Annotated in this window: 13 protein-coding genes; 6 read left to right on the forward strand and 7 right to left on the reverse strand. The window is 62.7% G+C overall.

What is annotated here, in order from left to right:
- Nucleotides 1–72 precede the first annotated feature (72 nt).
- Together CZ322_RS05245 and CZ322_RS05250 are read right to left on the reverse strand one after the other, a co-directional pair.
- On the reverse strand, nt 73–2,520 hold the full coding sequence (locus CZ322_RS05245; RefSeq protein WP_087070502.1) for a glycosyltransferase: 2,448 nt from the start codon (nt 2,518–2,520) through the stop codon (nt 73–75).
- The gene (locus tag CZ322_RS05250; RefSeq protein WP_087070503.1) at nt 2,517–4,040 is read right to left on the reverse strand and encodes a hypothetical protein; all 1,524 of its coding nucleotides are present in this window, start codon (nt 4,038–4,040) and stop codon (nt 2,517–2,519) included. The genes CZ322_RS05245 and CZ322_RS05250 overlap by 4 nt, the downstream gene beginning before the upstream one ends.
- 230 nt (nt 4,041–4,270) lie before the next feature.
- Here CZ322_RS05250 and CZ322_RS05255 point away from each other — a divergent pair, with 230 nt between their 5' ends.
- The 3 genes from CZ322_RS05255 to CZ322_RS05265 are packed head-to-tail and all read left to right on the forward strand — an operon-like array spanning nt 4,271 to nt 8,365.
- A complete protein-coding gene (locus CZ322_RS05255) occupies nt 4,271–5,197 on the forward strand; it encodes an ABC transporter permease (protein WP_087070504.1) in 927 nt (308 codons plus the stop codon).
- 24 nt (nt 5,198–5,221) lie between these two features.
- Entirely contained in the window at nt 5,222–6,472 is a 1,251-nt protein-coding gene (locus tag CZ322_RS05260; RefSeq protein ID WP_087070505.1) for an ABC transporter ATP-binding protein, read from the forward strand.
- A 54-nt stretch (nt 6,473–6,526) separates the two neighbouring features.
- Nucleotides 6,527–8,365 (forward strand): hypothetical protein, encoded by a 1,839-nt coding sequence (locus CZ322_RS05265; RefSeq protein ID WP_087070506.1) that lies wholly within the window; start codon nt 6,527–6,529, stop codon nt 8,363–8,365.
- Nucleotides 8,366–8,423: 58 nt separating this feature from the next.
- Here the strand turns inward: CZ322_RS05265 and CZ322_RS05270 are convergent, their stop codons facing one another.
- Nucleotides 8,424–10,475: a glycosyltransferase gene (locus tag CZ322_RS05270; RefSeq protein ID WP_159455002.1), complete on the reverse strand. Its 2,052-nt coding sequence runs from the start codon at nt 10,473–10,475 to the stop codon at nt 8,424–8,426.
- 188 nt (nt 10,476–10,663) lie between these two features.
- Between CZ322_RS05270 and CZ322_RS05275 the strand changes: the two genes are divergently transcribed.
- From CZ322_RS05275 to CZ322_RS05285, 3 genes are read left to right on the forward strand one after another with little or no spacing between them, the layout of a single operon-like run.
- Nucleotides 10,664–11,728: a glycosyltransferase family 2 protein gene (locus CZ322_RS05275; protein WP_087070508.1), complete on the forward strand. Its 1,065-nt coding sequence runs from the start codon at nt 10,664–10,666 to the stop codon at nt 11,726–11,728.
- Nucleotides 11,725–12,891: a glycosyltransferase family 4 protein gene (locus tag CZ322_RS05280; protein WP_200807174.1), complete on the forward strand. Its 1,167-nt coding sequence runs from the start codon at nt 11,725–11,727 to the stop codon at nt 12,889–12,891. The genes CZ322_RS05275 and CZ322_RS05280 overlap by 4 nt, the downstream gene beginning before the upstream one ends.
- Complete coding sequence (locus CZ322_RS05285) at nt 12,888–13,811, forward strand: lysylphosphatidylglycerol synthase domain-containing protein (RefSeq protein WP_087070509.1); 924 nt, start codon at nt 12,888–12,890, stop codon at nt 13,809–13,811. The genes CZ322_RS05280 and CZ322_RS05285 overlap by 4 nt, the downstream gene beginning before the upstream one ends.
- Here CZ322_RS05285 and CZ322_RS05290 read toward each other — a convergent pair.
- The 4 genes from CZ322_RS05290 to CZ322_RS05305 all read right to left on the reverse strand — a co-directional run bounded on the left by CZ322_RS05290 (nt 13,725) and on the right by CZ322_RS05305 (nt 18,522).
- A complete protein-coding gene (locus CZ322_RS05290; RefSeq protein ID WP_087070510.1) occupies nt 13,725–15,359 on the reverse strand; it encodes a glycosyltransferase family protein in 1,635 nt (544 codons plus the stop codon). The two genes, CZ322_RS05285 and CZ322_RS05290, sit on opposite strands and share 87 nt — an antisense overlap.
- Nucleotides 15,360–15,416: 57 nt before the next feature.
- The gene (locus CZ322_RS05295) at nt 15,417–16,805 is read right to left on the reverse strand and encodes a DUF2142 domain-containing protein (protein ID WP_159455003.1); all 1,389 of its coding nucleotides are present in this window, start codon (nt 16,803–16,805) and stop codon (nt 15,417–15,419) included.
- Nucleotides 16,806–16,969: 164 nt separating this feature from the next.
- The gene (locus CZ322_RS05300) at nt 16,970–17,902 is read right to left on the reverse strand and encodes a glycosyltransferase family 2 protein (RefSeq protein ID WP_087070512.1); all 933 of its coding nucleotides are present in this window, start codon (nt 17,900–17,902) and stop codon (nt 16,970–16,972) included.
- Nucleotides 17,903–17,904: 2 nt separating this feature from the next.
- Nucleotides 17,905–18,522: a dTDP-4-dehydrorhamnose 3,5-epimerase family protein gene (locus tag CZ322_RS05305; protein WP_087070513.1), complete on the reverse strand. Its 618-nt coding sequence runs from the start codon at nt 18,520–18,522 to the stop codon at nt 17,905–17,907.
- Between the last annotated feature and the right edge of the window lie 34 nt (nt 18,523–18,556).

Genomic DNA, 18,556 nt, shown 5'->3' on the forward strand with positions numbered 1-18,556 from the left:
CCCGCGGAACGCGAAGAGCGATCCGCGGGCATCTGTGCACCTGCCGCAGGAGCACGAGGCGTCCGAGATGTCCTAGAGGTATTTACGCAGCCGGGACTTCACCTTGGAGGCCAGCACCTTCGGGCCGCCGGTGCGCAGGTAATCCACCACGAGTTTGAGATCGCGCACCGGGTTGAAACCGGGGTCGATAAAGCCGAGCATGGTTCCCGGCACATCGTCGCCGGTGCGGAAAGCCAGATCCGCGGCCCGGCGCGGGTGCCGGCAGAACTCCAGCAGCGGGGCGAGCGCCCTATCCCAGTGGAACTGCTGGGCGAAACCGGCGATATTCGCACGCGCGCGGGCCGCTGCGGCGTCGTCGTATAACAGTGTTTCGAGCGCGGTGGCCAGGGCCTCCACGTCACGCGGGGGCACCGAGATACCGATGCCTTCGCTATCGAGGGCGTTCCCGAAGGAATCCCCGCTGGTCGCCACGATGGGTAGCCCCGCCCACAGGTAGTCGAGGATGCGGGTGCGGAAGGAGAACTGGGTTTCCACGTGCTCGAAATGGGTGGAGACCCCCACGTTTGCGTCCAGCAGGTAGTTCTGGCGTTCGTGGTAGGGGACCCAGTCGTGGTTGAAGAATACAAAGCGGTTGGTGAGCTCCAGCTCGTCGGCCAGGGCCACCGCTTCGGAAGCAACCCGCATGGCCGGCACTCCCGGATTCGGGTGTTTCATCCCCAGGAAGTAGAGGCGCACATCCGGGTGGGTGCGGGAAAGCTGGGCGACCGCGCGGATGAGGGAGAGCGGGTCGAACCAGTTATAGACCCCGCCGCCCCACAGGATGACCTTGTCATCCATGCCGATGCCGGGAACCTTCCCGCGGATGGCGTGCTCGGTTTGCCGGGGTGCTTCTTCGCCCAGGCCGAAGGGGGCAATATCGATGAGGCTGCGCACATCCGCACCGTCGGGGAGGACATTGCGGTTGATACGGCCCATGCTCGCCAGCTGCCCGAGCCAGAAATTGCGCTGCTTATCCGAGGCGCACAGGAATTTATCGGCGCGGGCCAGCTGCCGGTTGAGCACCCCGGTCACGCCGGTAATGGAGCGTTCGCGGCCCTCCGGGCCCTGGTCGCGGGCCTGTTCGAGCTGCTCAAGGTGCATGGGATCGTAAATATCGGCCACGATGATTTTTTCCGAGCTCATAAGCCACGGGGCGCTTTCCAGCAGGAAGCCCTGGAAAATAATGACGTCGGCCCAATCGGTGCAGGCGCGCAGGGTATCGGTATCGCCATTGTGGATCTCGAAAGCCTGGGGGGCTACCTTGCCAACTCCGGCCGTGGAACACAACCGCACCGGGTGCTCAAGTGCCAGGCGGGTGCACATCTCCCAGGCGCGGATAGCCGGACCGGCCATTTTTTCCCCGATGGGTTCACCGGTGACTACCAGCACTTTCGCCTGCCCAGAAAAACGCTTCGCGATGCCGAAGAACCGCGCCAGTGCCTCGTGGAGGTCCAGGTAGCGCGGCAGCGGATAGGCCGGCTCCATGGCATTACGCATAAGGGTGATAATCTCCGCATCGGATTTCTTGCGCTCGGCCTGGATCTCCCGGCGCGATTCCACGAGGGAGGGCAAAATATCGCGGAAATACGAGACCGCGTAGGGCGCGGTGGCCGCCATTTTCGTGATGGTGCCTTCCGCGGCACGGTAGGAATCCGGGCCGCGGCGTTCCTCCACCTCGCTGCGTTCCGCGCTGCGCTCCAGGGCAAAAGCGAGGGCGGGAGCGAAAACCGTGCGGAGCAGATCATCGCCGAGATTCTTGTACAGGCAGGCCAGCGCATTGCGTTCCAGGAAATACGTTTCCCGGAAATTCCCGAACTTCTTCATGGTGACGTGGTGGCGGTGGTAGGCCACCGATTCAGGCACGTAGCGCACATCGTATCCGGCCAGGTTGGCGCGCCAGCCGAAATCAGCATCTTCGTAGAACATGAAGTAGCGGTCATCGAAACCGCCCAGTTCCTCGAAAACGCGGCGCGGCACGAACATGGCGGCGCCGGTGGGGAAGAGCACATTCTTCGGGGTATCCCAGGCGCCGGTATCTTCCCGTTCCGCCTCGCGCTTGTAGCCCATCCCGAACCACGTCATCGAGGAATCGACGAAATCGATTCTGTCACCCTCCCAGGTGAGCACCTTGGAAGCCACGCAGCCCACCTTCGGGTCCGCTTCAATCGCTTCCACCGCGGCGCGAATCCACTTCTTGCCGGGCCGGGCGTCATTATTGAGGAAAGCCACGATATCCCCGCGTGAATGCTCCACCCCGAAGTTGCAGCCCCCGGTGAAGCCCAGGTTGGCGCCCGATTGCAGTACCTGGCAGTCGGGCAGTTCGGCGCGCAGGCGCTCGTAGGAACCATCCCCGGAATTATTATCGACGACGACGATCTCCAGATCCTGCGCGGGCCAATCACATTCACGCAGGTAGTGCGCGGCGGCAATGGTATCCTCCGCCCCGCGGAAATTGACAAGAATAACGGAAACAGAGGTCACTTGCGTTCTCCCTTGAGAGTGCTGGCTAGGCCGCGCAGCGCGCGGCGCAGGTGGGGATGCTTGCGGGCACCGGGCTTGCCGGGCTCTTCGTACAGCTGGGTGGTTTCCACTCGCTCATAGGCGTGGATGGGGGAGCGTAGCGCGGCGAGGGCCGCCGCAATACCGCCGTTTTCCTGGGCGACGAGGCTGGTGAGGGAGTGATCGTCGTCGTACGTATTCTGATCCAAACGATAGTTCCCGGACAGGGCCCCGAGCACAAAATCACGCTGGGCGGTATCCGCGGTGATCACCCGGTCCGCAACGGTGAGAGTTTCGTTGAGGACGCTGGCGTTCGCGCCCACGCTTTCCGTGCCGGTCACCCCCACCCAATCGGTGCGGACCATCGCGGTGAGATTCGCGGTGGTGACATCGGCAATGATCACCCCGTGGGTTCCGCTCCACGGAACGGCGCGGGCCGGGAGATTGAGAATATAGGTCACGGCAATTGTGTCGACGGCGCTGGCCATATCGCGGCGCGCCGCTTGGAACGGTGCGGCGGGATCGGCGCTGCGCTCGCTCAGCTCTTTGCTTTCCGGATCCCACAGGTAAAGCGGCTCAGAAAGCGCGCCGGCAATCTGCTCGAAACGGGCGCGGGCCGCGGTATCGGAAGCCGCCACCGCGAAAGCGATACTCGGCTCATCATCGCGGCGCACATCAGCGAAAGCGCTTTCCAGGAAATCCCGTTCGGCGGCGGGAATACCGGCGCTGGCCCAGACCCGGTCAAGGAAATCGGCCATATGGGGCAGGCGGCGATCCGGGATGCGGGCGGCGGCGATGGCCGCGGCGTGCCGGTCTTCCAGGCCGGCCAGCGAGGCGCTCCAGTCGCGCACCACCTGGGCACCGCTGAAAGTGGTGGAGGGGACGGGGAGGGAGGGGACGTCGTCGTTCCCGGGGCGGCGGGCTAGATCCAGGGCCGCGGTATCCACCTCGGAGCTGCGGATCGGGTGATCGATCAGCGCGGTGAAGAGCGGGGCGAGGAATTCCAGCTGGTAGGCCGGGGAAAGATTCTTCGTGAGGATGCGCAGGTAATCGGTGGTATCCAGATCGGGGGTGCCGGTTTCGAGGAGGGCGGTGGTGCGCTGCTCACCCGGTACTCCGGCGGCGCTCAGGCGCCACTGGGCATCCACGGCCAGGGCCGGAAGCGAGAAGGCGGTATCGAGGCCGCCGCACAGGTGGAGCGCCCGCGAATCAAAAGTGTAGACCGGGGCGGGAACCGCGAGGACGCTGCGGGAATCGGATCCGTTCGGATCTCCAGCAAGCGGGGCGCACCACGCGGTATTACGCTCCGGGCTGGCCAGGAGCTGCGCGAGGGCTGTTTTCGTGATGGCACCGGGAGCGGTCACCACCGCGGTGATCGTTTCTCCCGCCGCGAGATCCGCGCGCGGGGCGGGCTGGCCCGGAATGAGCTCCGCAACACGGTAGGGGAGGGCCCGCGCTAAAGCGGGCCCGGCTCCGGCGGGAACAAGAACACAAACACTCATGACTGCCTATCATCCTCCGCGGGGCGGCAAGCGCGGCTCGCATAGCCGCGGCGGCTCCCGGGTGAAACTTACTTTCTCTATCGTACAAGGCGATGCGAGGTGGCGCTGACGGTGCGCGATTCTGCGCGCGGTCCGGCCCCCACCTGGGTAATATGAGACAGATAGGTGCATACGCGCGGCTAACCCGGGTGGGGAGCCATCAGCGCGGATGCCGGCAGGAAAGGTCGGGTATGGCAGCAGAGCGCGAACGCGAGGTGAGTCCCGAAGCGCAAGCACGCTTCGAGAAACTCGCCAGCCAAGATCTCACGCGCGTGGCTATTGACACCGGGTTCTTCAGCGGATGGCGAGCTTCCGTCCGCGATATTTTCGACCATCGCCACCTCCTGGGCCTGCTCACCCGGCGCGAACTCAAAGCACGCTACAAGGATTCGGTGCTCGGGTACGTGTGGACCCTGGTGCGGCCCCTCATTAACCTGCTCATCTACTACTTCGCCATCGGCAAAGTGCTGGGCGCCGAACGCGCCATCCCCGATTTCGCCATCTATGTTTTCGCCGGGCTGACCGCCTGGGGGCTTTTCTCCCAGATCGTGGCGGCCTCCACCGGGGCGATCGTGAGTAATTCCGGGATCGTCAAGAAGGTGTATCTTCCGCGCGAAATCTTCCCGCTCTCCGCCGCCGGCGCGGCCTTTGTGGACTTCCTCTCCCAACTGGCCATTCTGGTATGCGGGGCGCTCATTATTCGCGGGGTGCCGTGGGGGAGCGCCCTCATCTACTTCCCTATCTCCCTGGCCGTGGTGGTGGTGTGGGCGGTGGCCTTCGGGCTGTTCCTTTCCGCCGCGAATGTTTATCTGCGGGATGTGCAATACCTCGTGGAGGTTATTCTTCTCATCGGATTCTGGCTCACCCCCTCCGTCTACTCTTTCGCGATGATCGCCGGGGCGGCGCCGAGCTGGATGATTAACCTCTATCTCCTCAACCCCACCTCGGTAGCGGTTATGGGCTTCCAGCATTCCTTCTGGGCGGCCGGGCAGGACGCCCTGCTGCCCTCCCATCTCCTCACCCGCCTGGGAATCTTCCTGATCATCGGGCTGGTGCTTCTCTGGCTCGCGCAGCGCTACTTCGCCCGTATGCAACGTAATTTCGCGCAGGAACTCTAAAGGAAAGGCGAGTCAAGGATTCTTATGTCACGTCCCGACGTCATTCAAGTTGACGGAGTTTCGAAGAAATTCATCGTCCACAAAGATAAATCCCTCAAGGAACGCCTGGTCAATGCCGCCCGTTCGCGCACCCACGCGGAAGAATACTGGGCGCTCAAAAATGTGTCCTTCAACGTGGCCGCCGGGGAATCGGTGGGCCTGGTGGGGGCGAACGGTTCGGGTAAATCCACCCTCCTCAAAGTGATCGGCGGGATTCTCACCCCCGATGCCGGCCAGGTTCGTACCCGCGGGCGCATGGCCGCACTCCTCGAATTGGGGGCCGGTTTCCACCCGGATCTCACCGGCATGGAAAATATTTATCTCAATGCTTCTATCCTGGGCCTGTCCGAAGCGGAGATCGACGCCCAGCTTGATTCCATCATCGAGTTTTCCGGGATCCGGGATTTCATCCACACCCAGGTGAAGTTCTATTCCTCCGGGATGTACGTGCGCCTCGCTTTCGCGGTGGCGGTGCATTCCGACCCGGATATCCTGCTCGTGGACGAAGTGCTCGCGGTGGGTGATGAGCCTTTCCAGAAGAAATGCATGGAGAAAATTCGTCAATTCCAGCGCGAAGGGCGCTCCATTATTCTGGTGTCACATTCCGCGGCGCAAGTGATTGAGGTGTGCGATCGCGCCGTCGTTCTGGATAAAGGCGCCATGGTTATGGTGGGGGATGTGCGTGACGCGATGTCCCGCCTCCACCAGGGCTACCAGGAACAAATGCTCGCCGAACTCGCGGAAAAGAACGGCGGGGTGCTCACTGCGGTGGATACCCACCCGTGCAGTATTGACAATGCCGCGATTGTGGACGGCGTGCGTACCTCCGACGACGGACTTTTCGTGCATATTTCCGGTGATACCATGCGCATTGCCTTCGATCTGGTGGCTCACGAACCCATGCGCGATTACGGCGTGGTGGTGGAAATCGCCACTATGAACGAGGGCACCCCGGTTTTCGGAATGTCCAGCCGCCGCCTCCAGCTTCCCCTCCCCGCGGTAGAAAAAGACTACGCCACCATCATGGTGGTGCTCCCCGATCTGCATATCGGGGAGGGCGATTATATCGTCAATCTCGCGATTCTCGACAGTGCTGATATTGAAATCGAGCGGCGCAATAGCGTTGCACTCTTCACCACCAAATCCGATGGCATGACCACGGGATTCGTCAAAACCTTCCCCGAAGTCTATGTTCACAATGTTAAGATCGAGGCGGGGAGCGGAACCGAGCAATAATACCGTTCGCGGTCACCATCGCTCCCGCGGATAGAGCGGATAGAGGGGAACCACGTGCCAGTTATCGAAGCCCACCCACGCAGCGCGCCGCTGCGATGGCGCACCCGCGGCTTCGCGGGCCTGGGCGCCCTCCTCTACTCCATCGCCCTGTCCTTTATCTACGGCGTGAACGCGTGGGCCATCGGCCCGGTACACGCCTGGGTGGCCGACCTCGGGCGCCTCCAATGCGGAACCGAGTTCCCGCGCCTGTACCTACAAGAAGGCCGCTGCCCGATCATCGGTTTCCCGGAAGGCACCGCCGCGGTCAACGGTGGTATTTTTAGCCGCGCGGCCACCTTCTTTGCACTTATTTTTCCTGGCGACGACGCCGCCGCGCTCTCTGCGTGGTACCTCATCTGGATCCTCCTGGCACTGGTGGGCGCGTACGGGCTGTTCTTCTGGCTCACCTCACACCGTCTGATCGCTGGGATAGCGGCCGCGGTATGGATGATCAACCCTTCCGTTATCGGCATGGGGAATTTCGGTACCACCTTCTGGGGTGCGCTACTCCTACCCGCCACTGTCTACGTGGGCGTGGTGCTGCTGCGATTCTGGCTGCGGCCGCCCTGGTGGCGCCGGCTTCTTGCTCTAGCTAGCTGGTGCGGGGTTCTCACCTGGGCTGTTTTCCTTGACGGTTATTCTTTCGTCATGCTCGGTTTCATCGCCGGGGTGGTGGTTATTGTGCTGCCGCTGCTGCGCGGGCGCCGCGGCCTACCCGATGCCGGTCGGGGCTTTGTTTATATGGCGGTGGCGAGCGCCGTGGCGCTCGTGGTCTATTACCGCAGCGCCGGTGGGGCCTTGGCCGGTATGGGTACCAGCGAAGATTTCTTCCGTTCCATGGGCGTGGATGTTGCCACCACGGTTATCCCCACCTCGAGCGTATGGTGGGCCGATCTTTTCGGAATCGGGCTCGATGCGGATCTGATGTGGGGAGACGGCACCAACGTTCGCTGGAATTACATCGGTATCACCGCGCTGGTGCTGCTCGTTTGTGTGCTGGTGTGGGCGCGCGGGTCGCGCCGCTACGTGCTGCTGTGGGTGGGAGTGGCCCTGGTGGCCTTTGTTATTGCCCTGGGGCCCTCACTGAAATGGTGGGAGATCCGAGGGCCTTTGACCCCGCCGATTCAGGTGACTGATTATCTTATGCCCCGCTCGGAAGCCTTATGGACCTTCCCGTGGGCACCGCTCTACGAGGAGCTTCCCGGCCTTGATCTCATGCGGGCTATCTACCGCTGGATGCTGGTGGTTCGCCTGGCCCTGCTCGCGGCGCTCGCGAGCGGCATTAGCGCGCTGGTGCGCCGGGAAGCGCGAGGCAGCTGGCGGCGGGTGGCCTGCGGAGTGCTGGCCGCGCTGGCGGTGTTGGCTTCCGCCCCGAACCTCGCGAGCTTGGCGGTAGGCGCTAGCGACCGGGCCACCCATCTTGGGGCTCTTATCGGTGAGATTCCAGAAAAACTTGATGCGGCCTTGCCGGACGATGCCGTGGTGGCTTTCAGTTCTCCGGTCTCGGACGGTAATGATTTCCTGGCCGGGGTGATTGCCAGCGAATCGGATCTGGTTCTCTACAACACCTTCGGCGATAAAGATGTGGCCCGGGCTCGGGAGAACTGGACGCCGGAAATGCAGGACGTGATCGGCTCGCACGCGAACTTTGGGCATTCGGTGTGGCAGGTGCTCTATACCGGGCAGGTGCAAGCGGTGGTCATCCCGAATTTTGATTTCCGCTGGGGAATAGAACAGGGATCCGCGGATGCTTTCGCCGCGGAAGCGCAGGCTCTGCGTGAGCAGATTGCTTCCGACCCGCGCCTGCGGATAGAGACGCACGCGGACTTCACCATCGTCACGCTCGCGGAGTAACGCACTGGTGCCCTAGCAGCAGCCGGTGCACCAGTGCGTTAGTGAGCAAACGGCACGATCAGACGCGCGTGATCCCCGCGAAGTCAAAGGCGGCTGCGAGATCCTGGTGGAGGCGGGGCACGCCCATAATCTCCTGAATATGGCGTTCACCCGCGGTAGAGAGGCGTTCCCACAGCTCATCATCACGCATACCGTCCACAATGGCCCGCGCGAAATCCTCCGGGCTATTGGCGATCAGCGCAGTCTGGCGATCCTCCAGGCCCATGCCTTCCGCACCGATATCGGTGGTCACAATAGGCACGCCCCAGGAGAGAGATTCTCCAACCTTGCCCTTCACGCCGGCACCGTAGCGCAGCGGCGCGATGGAGAGCCGGGCCGGATTATACACATCAGCTAAATCAGCGGCGTAGCCGCACAGCTTCACGCCGTTCCCCTCGAAAACGCGCAGCGATTCCGGTGGGTTCTTCCCGTATACATTGACCTCAACATCGCCCAGTTCCTCGCGGACCAGCGGGTGCACCTCGGTGAAATACCAGTGCAGGCCATCCGCGTTCGGGGGATGGGCGAAAGAACCGATAAAACTGATGCTGCGCCGCCCTTTCAATCTCGCGGGGTGCTCCACCGGGACGTGCACATTCCCCACCACAAAGACCGGAAGTTCGGGATGGTCCGCATGCAGCATCTTCGCTTCCTCGGAAGAAACAACCAGGGTGGCGGTGCTGGCTCGCATCACCCCGAGCTCCAATTCCTTGGTTTGATGCGCGGCGGTGATAAGGGCATCATCACCGGCCAGTTTCGCTTCGCGTAATTCGCGGGTGCCGTGCAGGTCCACCGTGTCAAAAATAACGGGGACGCCCGGAAGTGCGTGGGTCACCGGGAAGATGGCAGCTGCGGCCACCCCGACCCGGGACAGGATCACTCCGCGTACATTTCCACGAAGCAAAATAGTAAGAGCGTAGGCGCTGATATTAGTTTGGCCGTGTTCGTTGAACGAGTCGTAGACTACTTGAATTCCACGTTTCGTCAGGTTTCCAACATAAGGTTCGGGACGTTCCTTATTTTGCGGGATGAATATCGGTTGGTATCCGAGCCGGAGCAGCTCCAGCAGAATCTGCTCCATCCGCACCGAGCCGGAGTCCAGATCCGGGGTGATAACGGCGCCGTCGCACACAATAACAACATTTTTGGTATGAACAGCACGCTCCATTTCGAAGTCCGGGTCCTGGTAGCGGCTCAGCGGCTGTAATGCTAATTCTTTTGCCCACTTCTGAGCGAATTTTGCCTTATTAATAACCTGGTAGCGCTTCGTGCCCTGCGAGGTATCTGTTCCATTCGAGACGCCTTCGTGGTGAATGACAAGGGAGCGCGGTTCATAAACGGTACGGTAGCCCAGGCGCCGCACTTCAAAAGCTAGATCGGTATCCTCGTAATAGGCGGGGATATAGCGCTCATCGAAGCCACCTAACTCGTCAAGAATCGACTTGCGCACTGCTAAGCACGCCCCGGAACAATAATCCACATCCCGGAAATAGGTATAGGAGTGGTTTTCTGGATTATTGCCGTTGCCATAGTTTTCCGTGACGCCGTCGGCAAAAACGACGCCACCGGCTTCTTGAAGCGTGCCATCCGCATATACCAAACGAGCACCTACCAGCCCGATGGAGGGATCTTCCATGCGTTCCACGATAGGAATAAGCCAGGTGGGGCTGACCTCGGTGTCATTATTGAGGTAGATAACGATCTCACCGCGAGCATGCTGGAGGCCGGTATTACAGGCCCGAATAAAGCCGCCGTTTTTCGGCATATGAATGACCCGCAAGCCGAAAATACGATCCAGTTTCTTCCCGGTGGAATCCGGAGAACAATCATCCACCACGATGATTTCATAAGGAATATTCCCCGCGGTTGCCGCCACCGCCTTCAGGCAGGCAAATGTTTCCTTCCAATGCCCGTACACCGGAATAATGATGGACACCAGGGGCTGCTCCGAACAGGGCACCCGGTAGTGAACCTTCTGGAGCACTTTGCGACCGGCAGCTTCCGCACCTGGAACGTGGCGGAGCGCGGAGCGGAGTGCGGCTTTGGCCGAGGAGGAAGAAATAGTGGTCACGGCGGAATCCTTTGGTTGAAGAGGCGGCATCGGCTTTCTGCTCTTTGAATTGTACTGTAGCGGACCCGCGGCACGCGGGAGGCGAGGACGTGGCGGTGCCGCGGCATGCAGCAGCGTAGCTCCGCGTGAGAGCCCGCGGAGCTTGTTAGGCTAGGTGCTGGATCATCGCGACTGCGGCGGAGAGGGATATGAAACTATTTGTGCAGGTTCCGTGTTTGAACGAGGAAAAGACCTTGCCCCTGGTACTGGAATCCATCCCTAAGGAAATTCCGGGCATCGATAGCATCGAGATCCTCATTATTGATGACGGTTCCACCGATGCCACCGTTGAGGTCGCGAAATCCTACGGAGTGAAACACTTTGTGCGCCACGCCCGCAACCAGGGCCTGGCCCGCTCCTTCCGGGACGGGGTGGAATACGCGCTCGCGAACGGCGCGGATATTGTGGTGAATACCGACGGCGATAACCAGTACCCCCAGGAAGCCATCCCGGAACTGGTGGCTCCTATCGTGGCCGGGCATGCCGATATCGTTATTGCCGACCGTCAAACCTCAAAAATCGCGCACTTCTCCCGCTTCAAGAAGCTCATGCAGAATGTGGGTTCCCGGGTGGTTAACCGGGCGGCCGGCACCAAACTTCCGGACGCCGCCTCCGGATTCCGGGCCTACTCCAAGGGCGCGCTCTACCGCCTCAATGTGGTCACCCAATTCTCCTACTGCATGGAGACCATTATCCAAGCCGGAAATAAGCGGCTGCGCATCGATTCCGTGCCCATCACCACCAACCCGAAAACCCGCGAATCACGCCTGTTCTCCAATATTTTCCAGCACATGTTCAAATCCGGGACCGCGATTGTGCGCTCCTACCTCATGTTCAAACCCCATGTGCCCCTGGGCTGGACGGCGGCAATCACCGGGATCCTGGGTGCCATCCCCTTCATTCGCTTCCTCATCTTCTACTTCATGGGGCAGGGCGCCGGCCATATCCAATCCCTTATTTTCGGCTCGGCCATGATCGTGGCCTCCATTATCTCCATCACCATCCTCATCATCGCCGACCTCCTCAAAACCAACCGCGTCCTCCTCGAACAGCAACTAGAAGGCATCAAAGCCCTGCGTTTCGGCCCGCCGCGCCCGCTGGCTGCCGCGGCGAGCACCGACCAAGCCCCCAATGCCCTCGACGCTCCCGAAGTGGATGACCCAGATCACCCACATGATCCGGCTGCCGCACCGAACGGGGGAGCCGCCCGGTGAGAATCCTCGGCTTTGGCACCTACAACACCGCGAACCACCCCCGGGTCGGGGTGCTGCTGCGCGGGCTGGCCGAGCACGGCCACACGGTCCGCGAACTCAATATTCCCCTCGATACCGGCACCGCCGGCCGGGTAGCGGCCCTCGCCAGCGCGCGCGGGGCGCTTTCCTTCGGAGCGGATATTGCCCGGCACTGGTGGCATCTGGTGCGAGCTTCCCGGCGCTTCCGCGGCCCGCACGCCCCGGACGTTATCGTGGTGGGCTACCTCGGCCACTTCGATGTGCTCCTGGCCCGCCTCCTCTTCCCGCGCACCCCCATCGTGCTCGACCACCTCATTTTCGCCTCCACCACCGCCACCGATCGCGGCCTCAACACCGGTATCAAAGACCGCCTGCTGCGCACCCTGGATAGCGCCGCCATTCGCGCCTCCACCATCACGGTCCTGGATACCCCCGCGCACCTCGCGCAGATGCCCGAAAGCCTGCGCGCTCGCGGCGTCGTCGTGCCCGTGGGCTCGCCCGAAAGCTTCTTCGCGGCCCGCAGCCCGCATCCGGTTCACACCCCGCCCCGCGTGGTGTTCTACGGCCTTTTCACCCCGCTCCAGGGCGCCGTCACGATTGCGCGCGCCCTGCGTCTCCTCGAGGAGCGCGGTGTAGACCTCGAGGTCACCCTCATCGGCACCGGTCAAGATTACGCCGAAGCGCGCGCGATCCTGGAAGGCGAAAGCACCCACGTGCGGGTGACGTGGCGGGATTGGGTCGACGCCGTCGCGCTACCGCGCGAAATCGCCGGTCATGACCTCTGCCTAGGCATCTTCGGAACTTCGGATAAGGCCCAGCGCGTGGTTCCCAATAAGGCCTACCAGGGCATGGCCGCCGGCCTGGCCCTCATCACCTCCGATACCACCCCGCAGCGCGATATGCTCGGGGACGCCGCCTCCTATGTTCCTGCGGGGGATGCGAGTGCCCTAGCCGATATGCTGGAGAGTTTCGCCGCGGATCCGGAATCCATCGCCGCGGCCCGTACCCGAGCCAGCGAGCGCGCGGATCATGCTTTCCACCCTGCCCACGTGGTACGCCCTCTCCTCGCGGCCCTCGACCGGGTAGTGGGCAGGCGGGGTACGGGCGCGGCCACCCACCACGCCAAGGAAAAGAGCCCCCGGTGAAGAAAATCCTCAGCGTCCTGCAAGCACCAGCCGTGCGGGCCGGCTTTATGCTCCTCGCGGTTATTGCCGCGATCTGGGCAATCGTGGCCAACCGGGAAGCGGTGGGGGAGGCGCTCGCGGCGCTGCCCTGGTGGGTGAGCCTGGCCGGTATCGCGCTTTCCCTGCTCTACGTGGCCTGCACGATGGTTTCCTGGCGCTATCTTCTCAATGACGTGGGCCAGCCCGTGCCCGCCCGGGTGGCCCGGCGTATTTTTTACACCTCGCAGGTGGCGAAATACTTGCCTGGCGGAGTGTGGAATTTCGTGGCGGCCGCGGAAATGGGTGCGGCACATTCCATCGCCCGGCGGCGCTCCTTCGTGGCGCTGCTCCTCTCCATGGTGGTCTCTATCGTGACCGGCCTGGTACTGGCGGTCCTCGCACTGCTCCTGGGCCCGGCCGGCCTCATGGAAGATTACGGCTGGCTCGCCCTGGCCATTCCCGTGGGCGTGGTAGCTCTTATCCCACCGGTCCTCAATAGGATCATTAGCCTGGGCTTGAAAATTCTGGGGCGCGGGGCGCTGGAAGCCCAGCTGAGCTGGCGGGGTACCGGCCTGGCGGCACTGTGGGCCGCGGCCGGCTGGCTCCTTATGGGCGCCCAACTCTGGCTCATGCTCATCTACCAGGGCATGGCCGCTTCGCTGCCCACCTTCCTGCTCGCCACCGGCGGTTACGCGCTCGGCTGGACCGTTGGCTTCCTGGTGTTCTTCGTTCCGGCCGGGGTGGGAGTGCGGGAATTGGCTCTTGCCGCAGTACTTTCTACCGCGGTAGGGAGCGGGCCGGTTGTCGTCGTCGTACTACTTTCGCGTGTTTTCACGACCCTCGCGGACGTGAGCCTCGGACTCCTCGCCGGAATCGCCGCGCGCCGCGCGGCCCGCCGCTAAGGTCTGCGGATGCAGATACTCACGCCAGGCGCAGCGTAGCGCACTCAGGTGCGGGCGGTAGCGGCGCACCACAAGATAAGCAACCACGCAGGAAAGTCCCACGCACAAAAGGAGACCCAGCAGCGCGCGGGGCGGCGTCGTCCATAAAACCGCGAAGACGGGGGTACGCAAGCCCACATAAAAACGCCAGGCCATCCGCACCGTGAAATCAATGGTCGTCACGGCGAAAAGCAGCGCCCCGGCCAACGAAAGCACCGGAATCAGGCGCGAATCGCGGGCAGAATCGGTACGTTCACGCAGCTCGTGGTGCTGGAGAAGAGCCGCCGCGCAGGTCACCAAGAAGGGGAAGAAGAAGGGGAACCAGTAGCGGCCCTGCCACATGACGAGCGGGATGCGATCCGCCACCGCGGTATTGAGGAGCAGGGCGCTGAAGGGCAGCACCACCACCCCGAAAATAACCGCGCGGCGGTGGTGGCGCGCCCCGGCCCGGTAGACCGCAATGAGCAGGCAGGCGAAGAAAATCACGTAGCACAGGGAAACCGGGCTGCTCGGCTCCACGTTGCGCCAGCCCGCGGTTCCGATTGTTTCGTGTATGTAATAGGGCATGGTCCCCAGGATTTGCAGGCCCATGCGGAAAGCGCCCTTATTGGCCACCGGATCGGGTGCTTTCCCGTAGGTGGAGGCCAGGTAATTCCAGCCGAACCAGGCCAGGCATCCCAGGGCGCACAGCCCGAGGAAAATCCAGAATCCGGGGGTGCGCAGGTAATGCCGCACCGCTACGCGCCCAAAAATAATAGCGAAAAGTAAACAGAGCAGGATCGCCCAGTAGGGGCCTACCGGGCGCGCGCAAATGAGGGGGATGGCGGCCAGCCCCCCGCCAATCCACCGCCACAATTCTTCGCGGGCGGGAACCCGGTTGAGGAGGGGGAGGAGGAAACCGGTGAGGGCCAGGGCCGCCCCGATTTCCATCGACTGCGGATTAGAAAAACCACTGAGGGAATAGAAACCCGGGGCCAGCAGACCGATGGTGAGATAGGGGAGCGCGGCGCTGCGCAACCCCGCGTACAGAGAAGAAAAGCCGAGCGCTGCCAGCCCGGCGAAAAGCCCGGCGGAAAGCACCCGGATACCCCACAGCACGTATTTCCCGGAGGCGAGCAGTAGGGGCCAGTGGGTGAGGTAGTAGTAGAGCGGCGGGTAATTAACCGCCGAGGTGCCCTGGGAGATAAGTTCGTCGTTCGTGGTGAAAATACGCGAGCAGAAGGCGGTGGCGGCCGGGTCGTGGCGCCAGCAATCCGGGGCGCCGCGCCGCAAAAACGCGGGGGCCTCCACGCGAATACTTTTTTGAGGGATTTGCCCCGTGACCACCGCGTAGCCGTAAATCTCGTGCTGGGTTTCATCGGGGCCGCCATTGAGCGGGGTGAGCAAACTGAGCCCCATCGCATAGATAAAGAACCCGAGGAATGCGAGGAGGAACATTTTCCCGTGCACTACCCGCCGGCGGTCCTGCGAAAAATCGATGGAACGCGCCTCAGCAGCATTGCCGCCCATGATCACCTCGATGAGTTATTGATTGACGTACATCTCATAACAAATAAGCCCCTGGAATTATATGACGGGCAGGCAAGAATCGGCACATCTGCGGGTGTAACGCCACGTGCGCACCAGGTACGTGCCCGCTACCGCGATAGCGAGGGCGGCACCGATGAGTGCGTGCGGCGGGGTATCGGTGAGGACCCGCCACAGCGGCGCCGTGGTGATACCCGCGTAAAAACGCCAGGCCATCCGCACCGTGATATCAACGGTCGCCAGGAAAAAGAGGGTGGAGGTTGCCCGCGCCAGGGCCCCGCTTATATTGGTACGACGGCGCCCGGAGGTTGCTATAACAGCCACGCACACCCAGAAGAGCGGGAAGAGGAAGGGGAAGCCGTAGCGGCCCTGCCAGATGGGGAAGGTGGTGCGGCTGAGCACCAGGGTATTCATGAGGACGGCGCTGAGCGGCAGGGAAATAAACGCCAGGGCGATGGAGAGGCGGTGCCGCCGCTGCCCCCAGCGCCACGCGGCCGCCACCACGGCGAAGAGGACCACCCAGTAGAGCACCGTGACCGGCACCGAGGTAGTAACGGAGCGCCACCCGCCCGTGCCGATCGTTTCGTGCATGTAGTAGCGGAAATTCCCGAGGAGGCGCAGGGTGAGGGCGCTCCAGCCGTCATTGGTGACTTCGGTGGGGGTGGGGCCGTAGATGGTGGAGATGCGGGTCCAGGCCAGCCAGGCCAGGCAGCCGGCAGCGCACAGGGCCATGAATATCGCGAAGGCGCGGGTGCGAATATACGTGCGTACCCGCTCGCGCCCGAATACTCCGGCCAGGAGCAGGCACATCGCAATAGCCCAGTACGGGCCCACCGGGCGCGCCATGATGAGCAGCAGCGCCGCGCAGCCCCCCGCGATCCAGCGCCGCGCCGTTTCCCGTGGGGGGAGGGGCCGAAGGAGCGGGATGAGGCATCCGGCCATGGCGAGGGCCGCCCCGATTTCCAGACTTTGGGGATTGGAAAAACCGGCGAAAGTGAAGAACGCCGGGGTGAGGACAGTGAGGGCAATAAAGGATTCGAGGCGGTGGGGCAGGCCGGCCGCGAAAGCCGATACCCCGAAAGCCGCCAACAGGGAAAAGAGGAGCGCTGAACACAGCCGCACCGCCCAGAGCGCCGCCGCTCCGCTGAGGAAGCGCAGCGGCTGGTGGGTGAGGGCGTAGTAGAGGGGCGGGTAATTGACCGCGCTTGTTCCCATTTCCCGCAGGGTGGCATCCGAGCTGATCGGGGGCGAACACCACGCGGTTTGGGAGCGGGTGGTACGCCAGCAATCGGGAGCACCCGAGCGCAGGTAGCGCGGGGCGAGCACCCGCTCCGATTCGAGGGGAATATTCCCCGTGACCACCTGGTAGCCGTAAATTTCATGCACGGGTTCATCCGGGGAACCGTGCAGCGGAGTGAGCAGACTCAAGCCGGTGGTGTAGCAAAGAAAAGCGAGGAAAGAAAAAAGGAAAACTCGGGGGGACCACAGCCCGCGGGAGGGCGGCGTATCCGGAGCTTGCGGGTTCGCGGGGCGAGCTGGGGCAGCTGGGTCAGTTGGGCGAGCTGGATGAGCTTGGCGGTGCGGGCGCGGTGTCATACTGCCGGGTCACCTATGCGCCCGCCGCGCCGCCGCCGCGCATCACGTAAACCTTGGCGCATAAGCTGGCGCCGCTCGGCCCCGCGGTCCAGGAGGAAACCGTTAAAGGCCAGGTATTTCGCCAGCCACCAGGCATAGCGCACCCGCCACTTGCCCGGGAATAGCGAACTGCCAATAACGCGGGCGGTATTGCGCACCAGGTAATAATTGCGGATCGGGGCGTGCACGTGCACCGGTTGCGTGCGTCCGGGAAGAAGAACGACGGCGTCACCTAGGGAATGGTAGAGCCGGGCGGCCGTCACGCACACCAGGCGCCACCCCTGGCTCCGGGCTCGCACGCCCCACTCCAGATCCACGTGGTCAATAAAGAGAGCGGTGCCCATCCCGCCCACGTCATCGAGCGTTTCCATCCGGATGAGGCACCCGGAGGCAATAAGGAAAGCAACGTCAAGCACCGGGCGTTCCAGCTCGGCCGCGGTGGCACGCTTGGGGGCCCACTCGCGGGCAACGTACACCAGCTGGTCCTCCCCTTCGCGTTCTTCGCTGGGGAGGGGGCCGGCCGCACCGATCTGCGGATTGCCGGCCAGTACCTCAAGCAGGCGGGCCACCATATCCGAGCCAACCAGGGAATCCTGATCCATGAGCAGCACGAAACGAGTACCGAGAGCCCGGGCCTGTTCGATACCGATATTCGTGGCCGCCGCAATCCCGAGATTCTGGGCGAGCGGAACGAACTGGGCACCCACCGCACGAGCACTTTCCGCTACGGCTGCCCGGCGCGATTCTTCCGAACCGTTATCAATAACCACCACGTGCCCCACCTGCAAGGCCAACGCGGTGAGACGGGTTTCGCAGTTCCCGTCCGGGTTATAGGTAATGACAACCGCGGTGACCTGGTTGGCGAGGGCGGACAGTTCAGCCCGCTTCATATTTAGCTCCGCAAGGTGGCGAGGAAAGCCTGGACATCCTCATAGCTCGGGAGGAGCCCGCTGCGTTCGGCCTCATCCAGATCGGGAGCATCGGTATCCTTCGGGGAGAGCAGCAGCTCAAGCTTCTTACCCTGGCGATCAGTTTCCGGGAATACCAGGCCCACCTGCGAGCACAGCGGATTCACCCCGTGTTCCCGCCCGGGAGCGTATTGCGCCGAGCACAGGTAGACCACGGTGGAATCATCTTCCAGGGCCACGAAGCAGTGGCCCAGGCCCTCCGAAATATAAATCGCCTTCCGGGTGTCATCATCGAGAAGAACGGAATCCCACTTCCCGAAGGTGGGGGAGCCCACCCGAATATCAATAACGAAATCGAGAACTGCACCGCGCGGGCACATTACGTACTTCGCCTGGCTGGGCGGCACATCGGCGAAATGGATACCACGAACGGTGCCGGCCTTGGATACCGAGGTATTCACCTGGCGCACATCCAAACGGTGGCCGATTGTTTCTTCAAAAACAGAGGATTTGTAGGCTTCCAAGAAAATACCGCGTTCATCGGGGAAATGCTTGGTGGTGATTTCCCATGCGCCCGCAATCGCTAATTCCCGAATCTCCATAATGTTCCCTCACTCGGCTACTCGATGTACGGGA

It is taken from the genome of Actinotignum timonense (genome assembly GCF_900155575.1).
GTDB classification, from domain to species: domain Bacteria; phylum Actinomycetota; class Actinomycetes; order Actinomycetales; family Actinomycetaceae; genus Actinotignum; species Actinotignum timonense.

Bases quoted from the DNA above. Each gene is read 5' to 3' on its own strand.
- CZ322_RS05260 (WP_087070505.1), top strand. From the start codon at position 5,222: ATGTCACGTCCCGACGTCATTCAAGTTGACGGAGTTTCGAAGAAATTC.
- CZ322_RS05250 (WP_087070503.1), bottom strand. From the start codon at position 4,040: ATGAGTGTTTGTGTTCTTGTTCCCGCCGGAGCCGGGCCCGCTTTAGCG.
- CZ322_RS05290 (WP_087070510.1), bottom strand. From the start codon at position 15,359: ATGGGCGGCAATGCTGCTGAGGCGCGTTCCATCGATTTTTCGCAGGAC.
- CZ322_RS05300 (WP_087070512.1), bottom strand. From the start codon at position 17,902: ATGAAGCGGGCTGAACTGTCCGCCCTCGCCAACCAGGTCACCGCGGTT.
- CZ322_RS05255 (WP_087070504.1), top strand. From the start codon at position 4,271: ATGGCAGCAGAGCGCGAACGCGAGGTGAGTCCCGAAGCGCAAGCACGC.
- CZ322_RS05305 (WP_087070513.1), bottom strand. From the start codon at position 18,522: ATGGAGATTCGGGAATTAGCGATTGCGGGCGCATGGGAAATCACCACC.
- CZ322_RS05275 (WP_087070508.1), top strand. From the start codon at position 10,664: ATGAAACTATTTGTGCAGGTTCCGTGTTTGAACGAGGAAAAGACCTTG.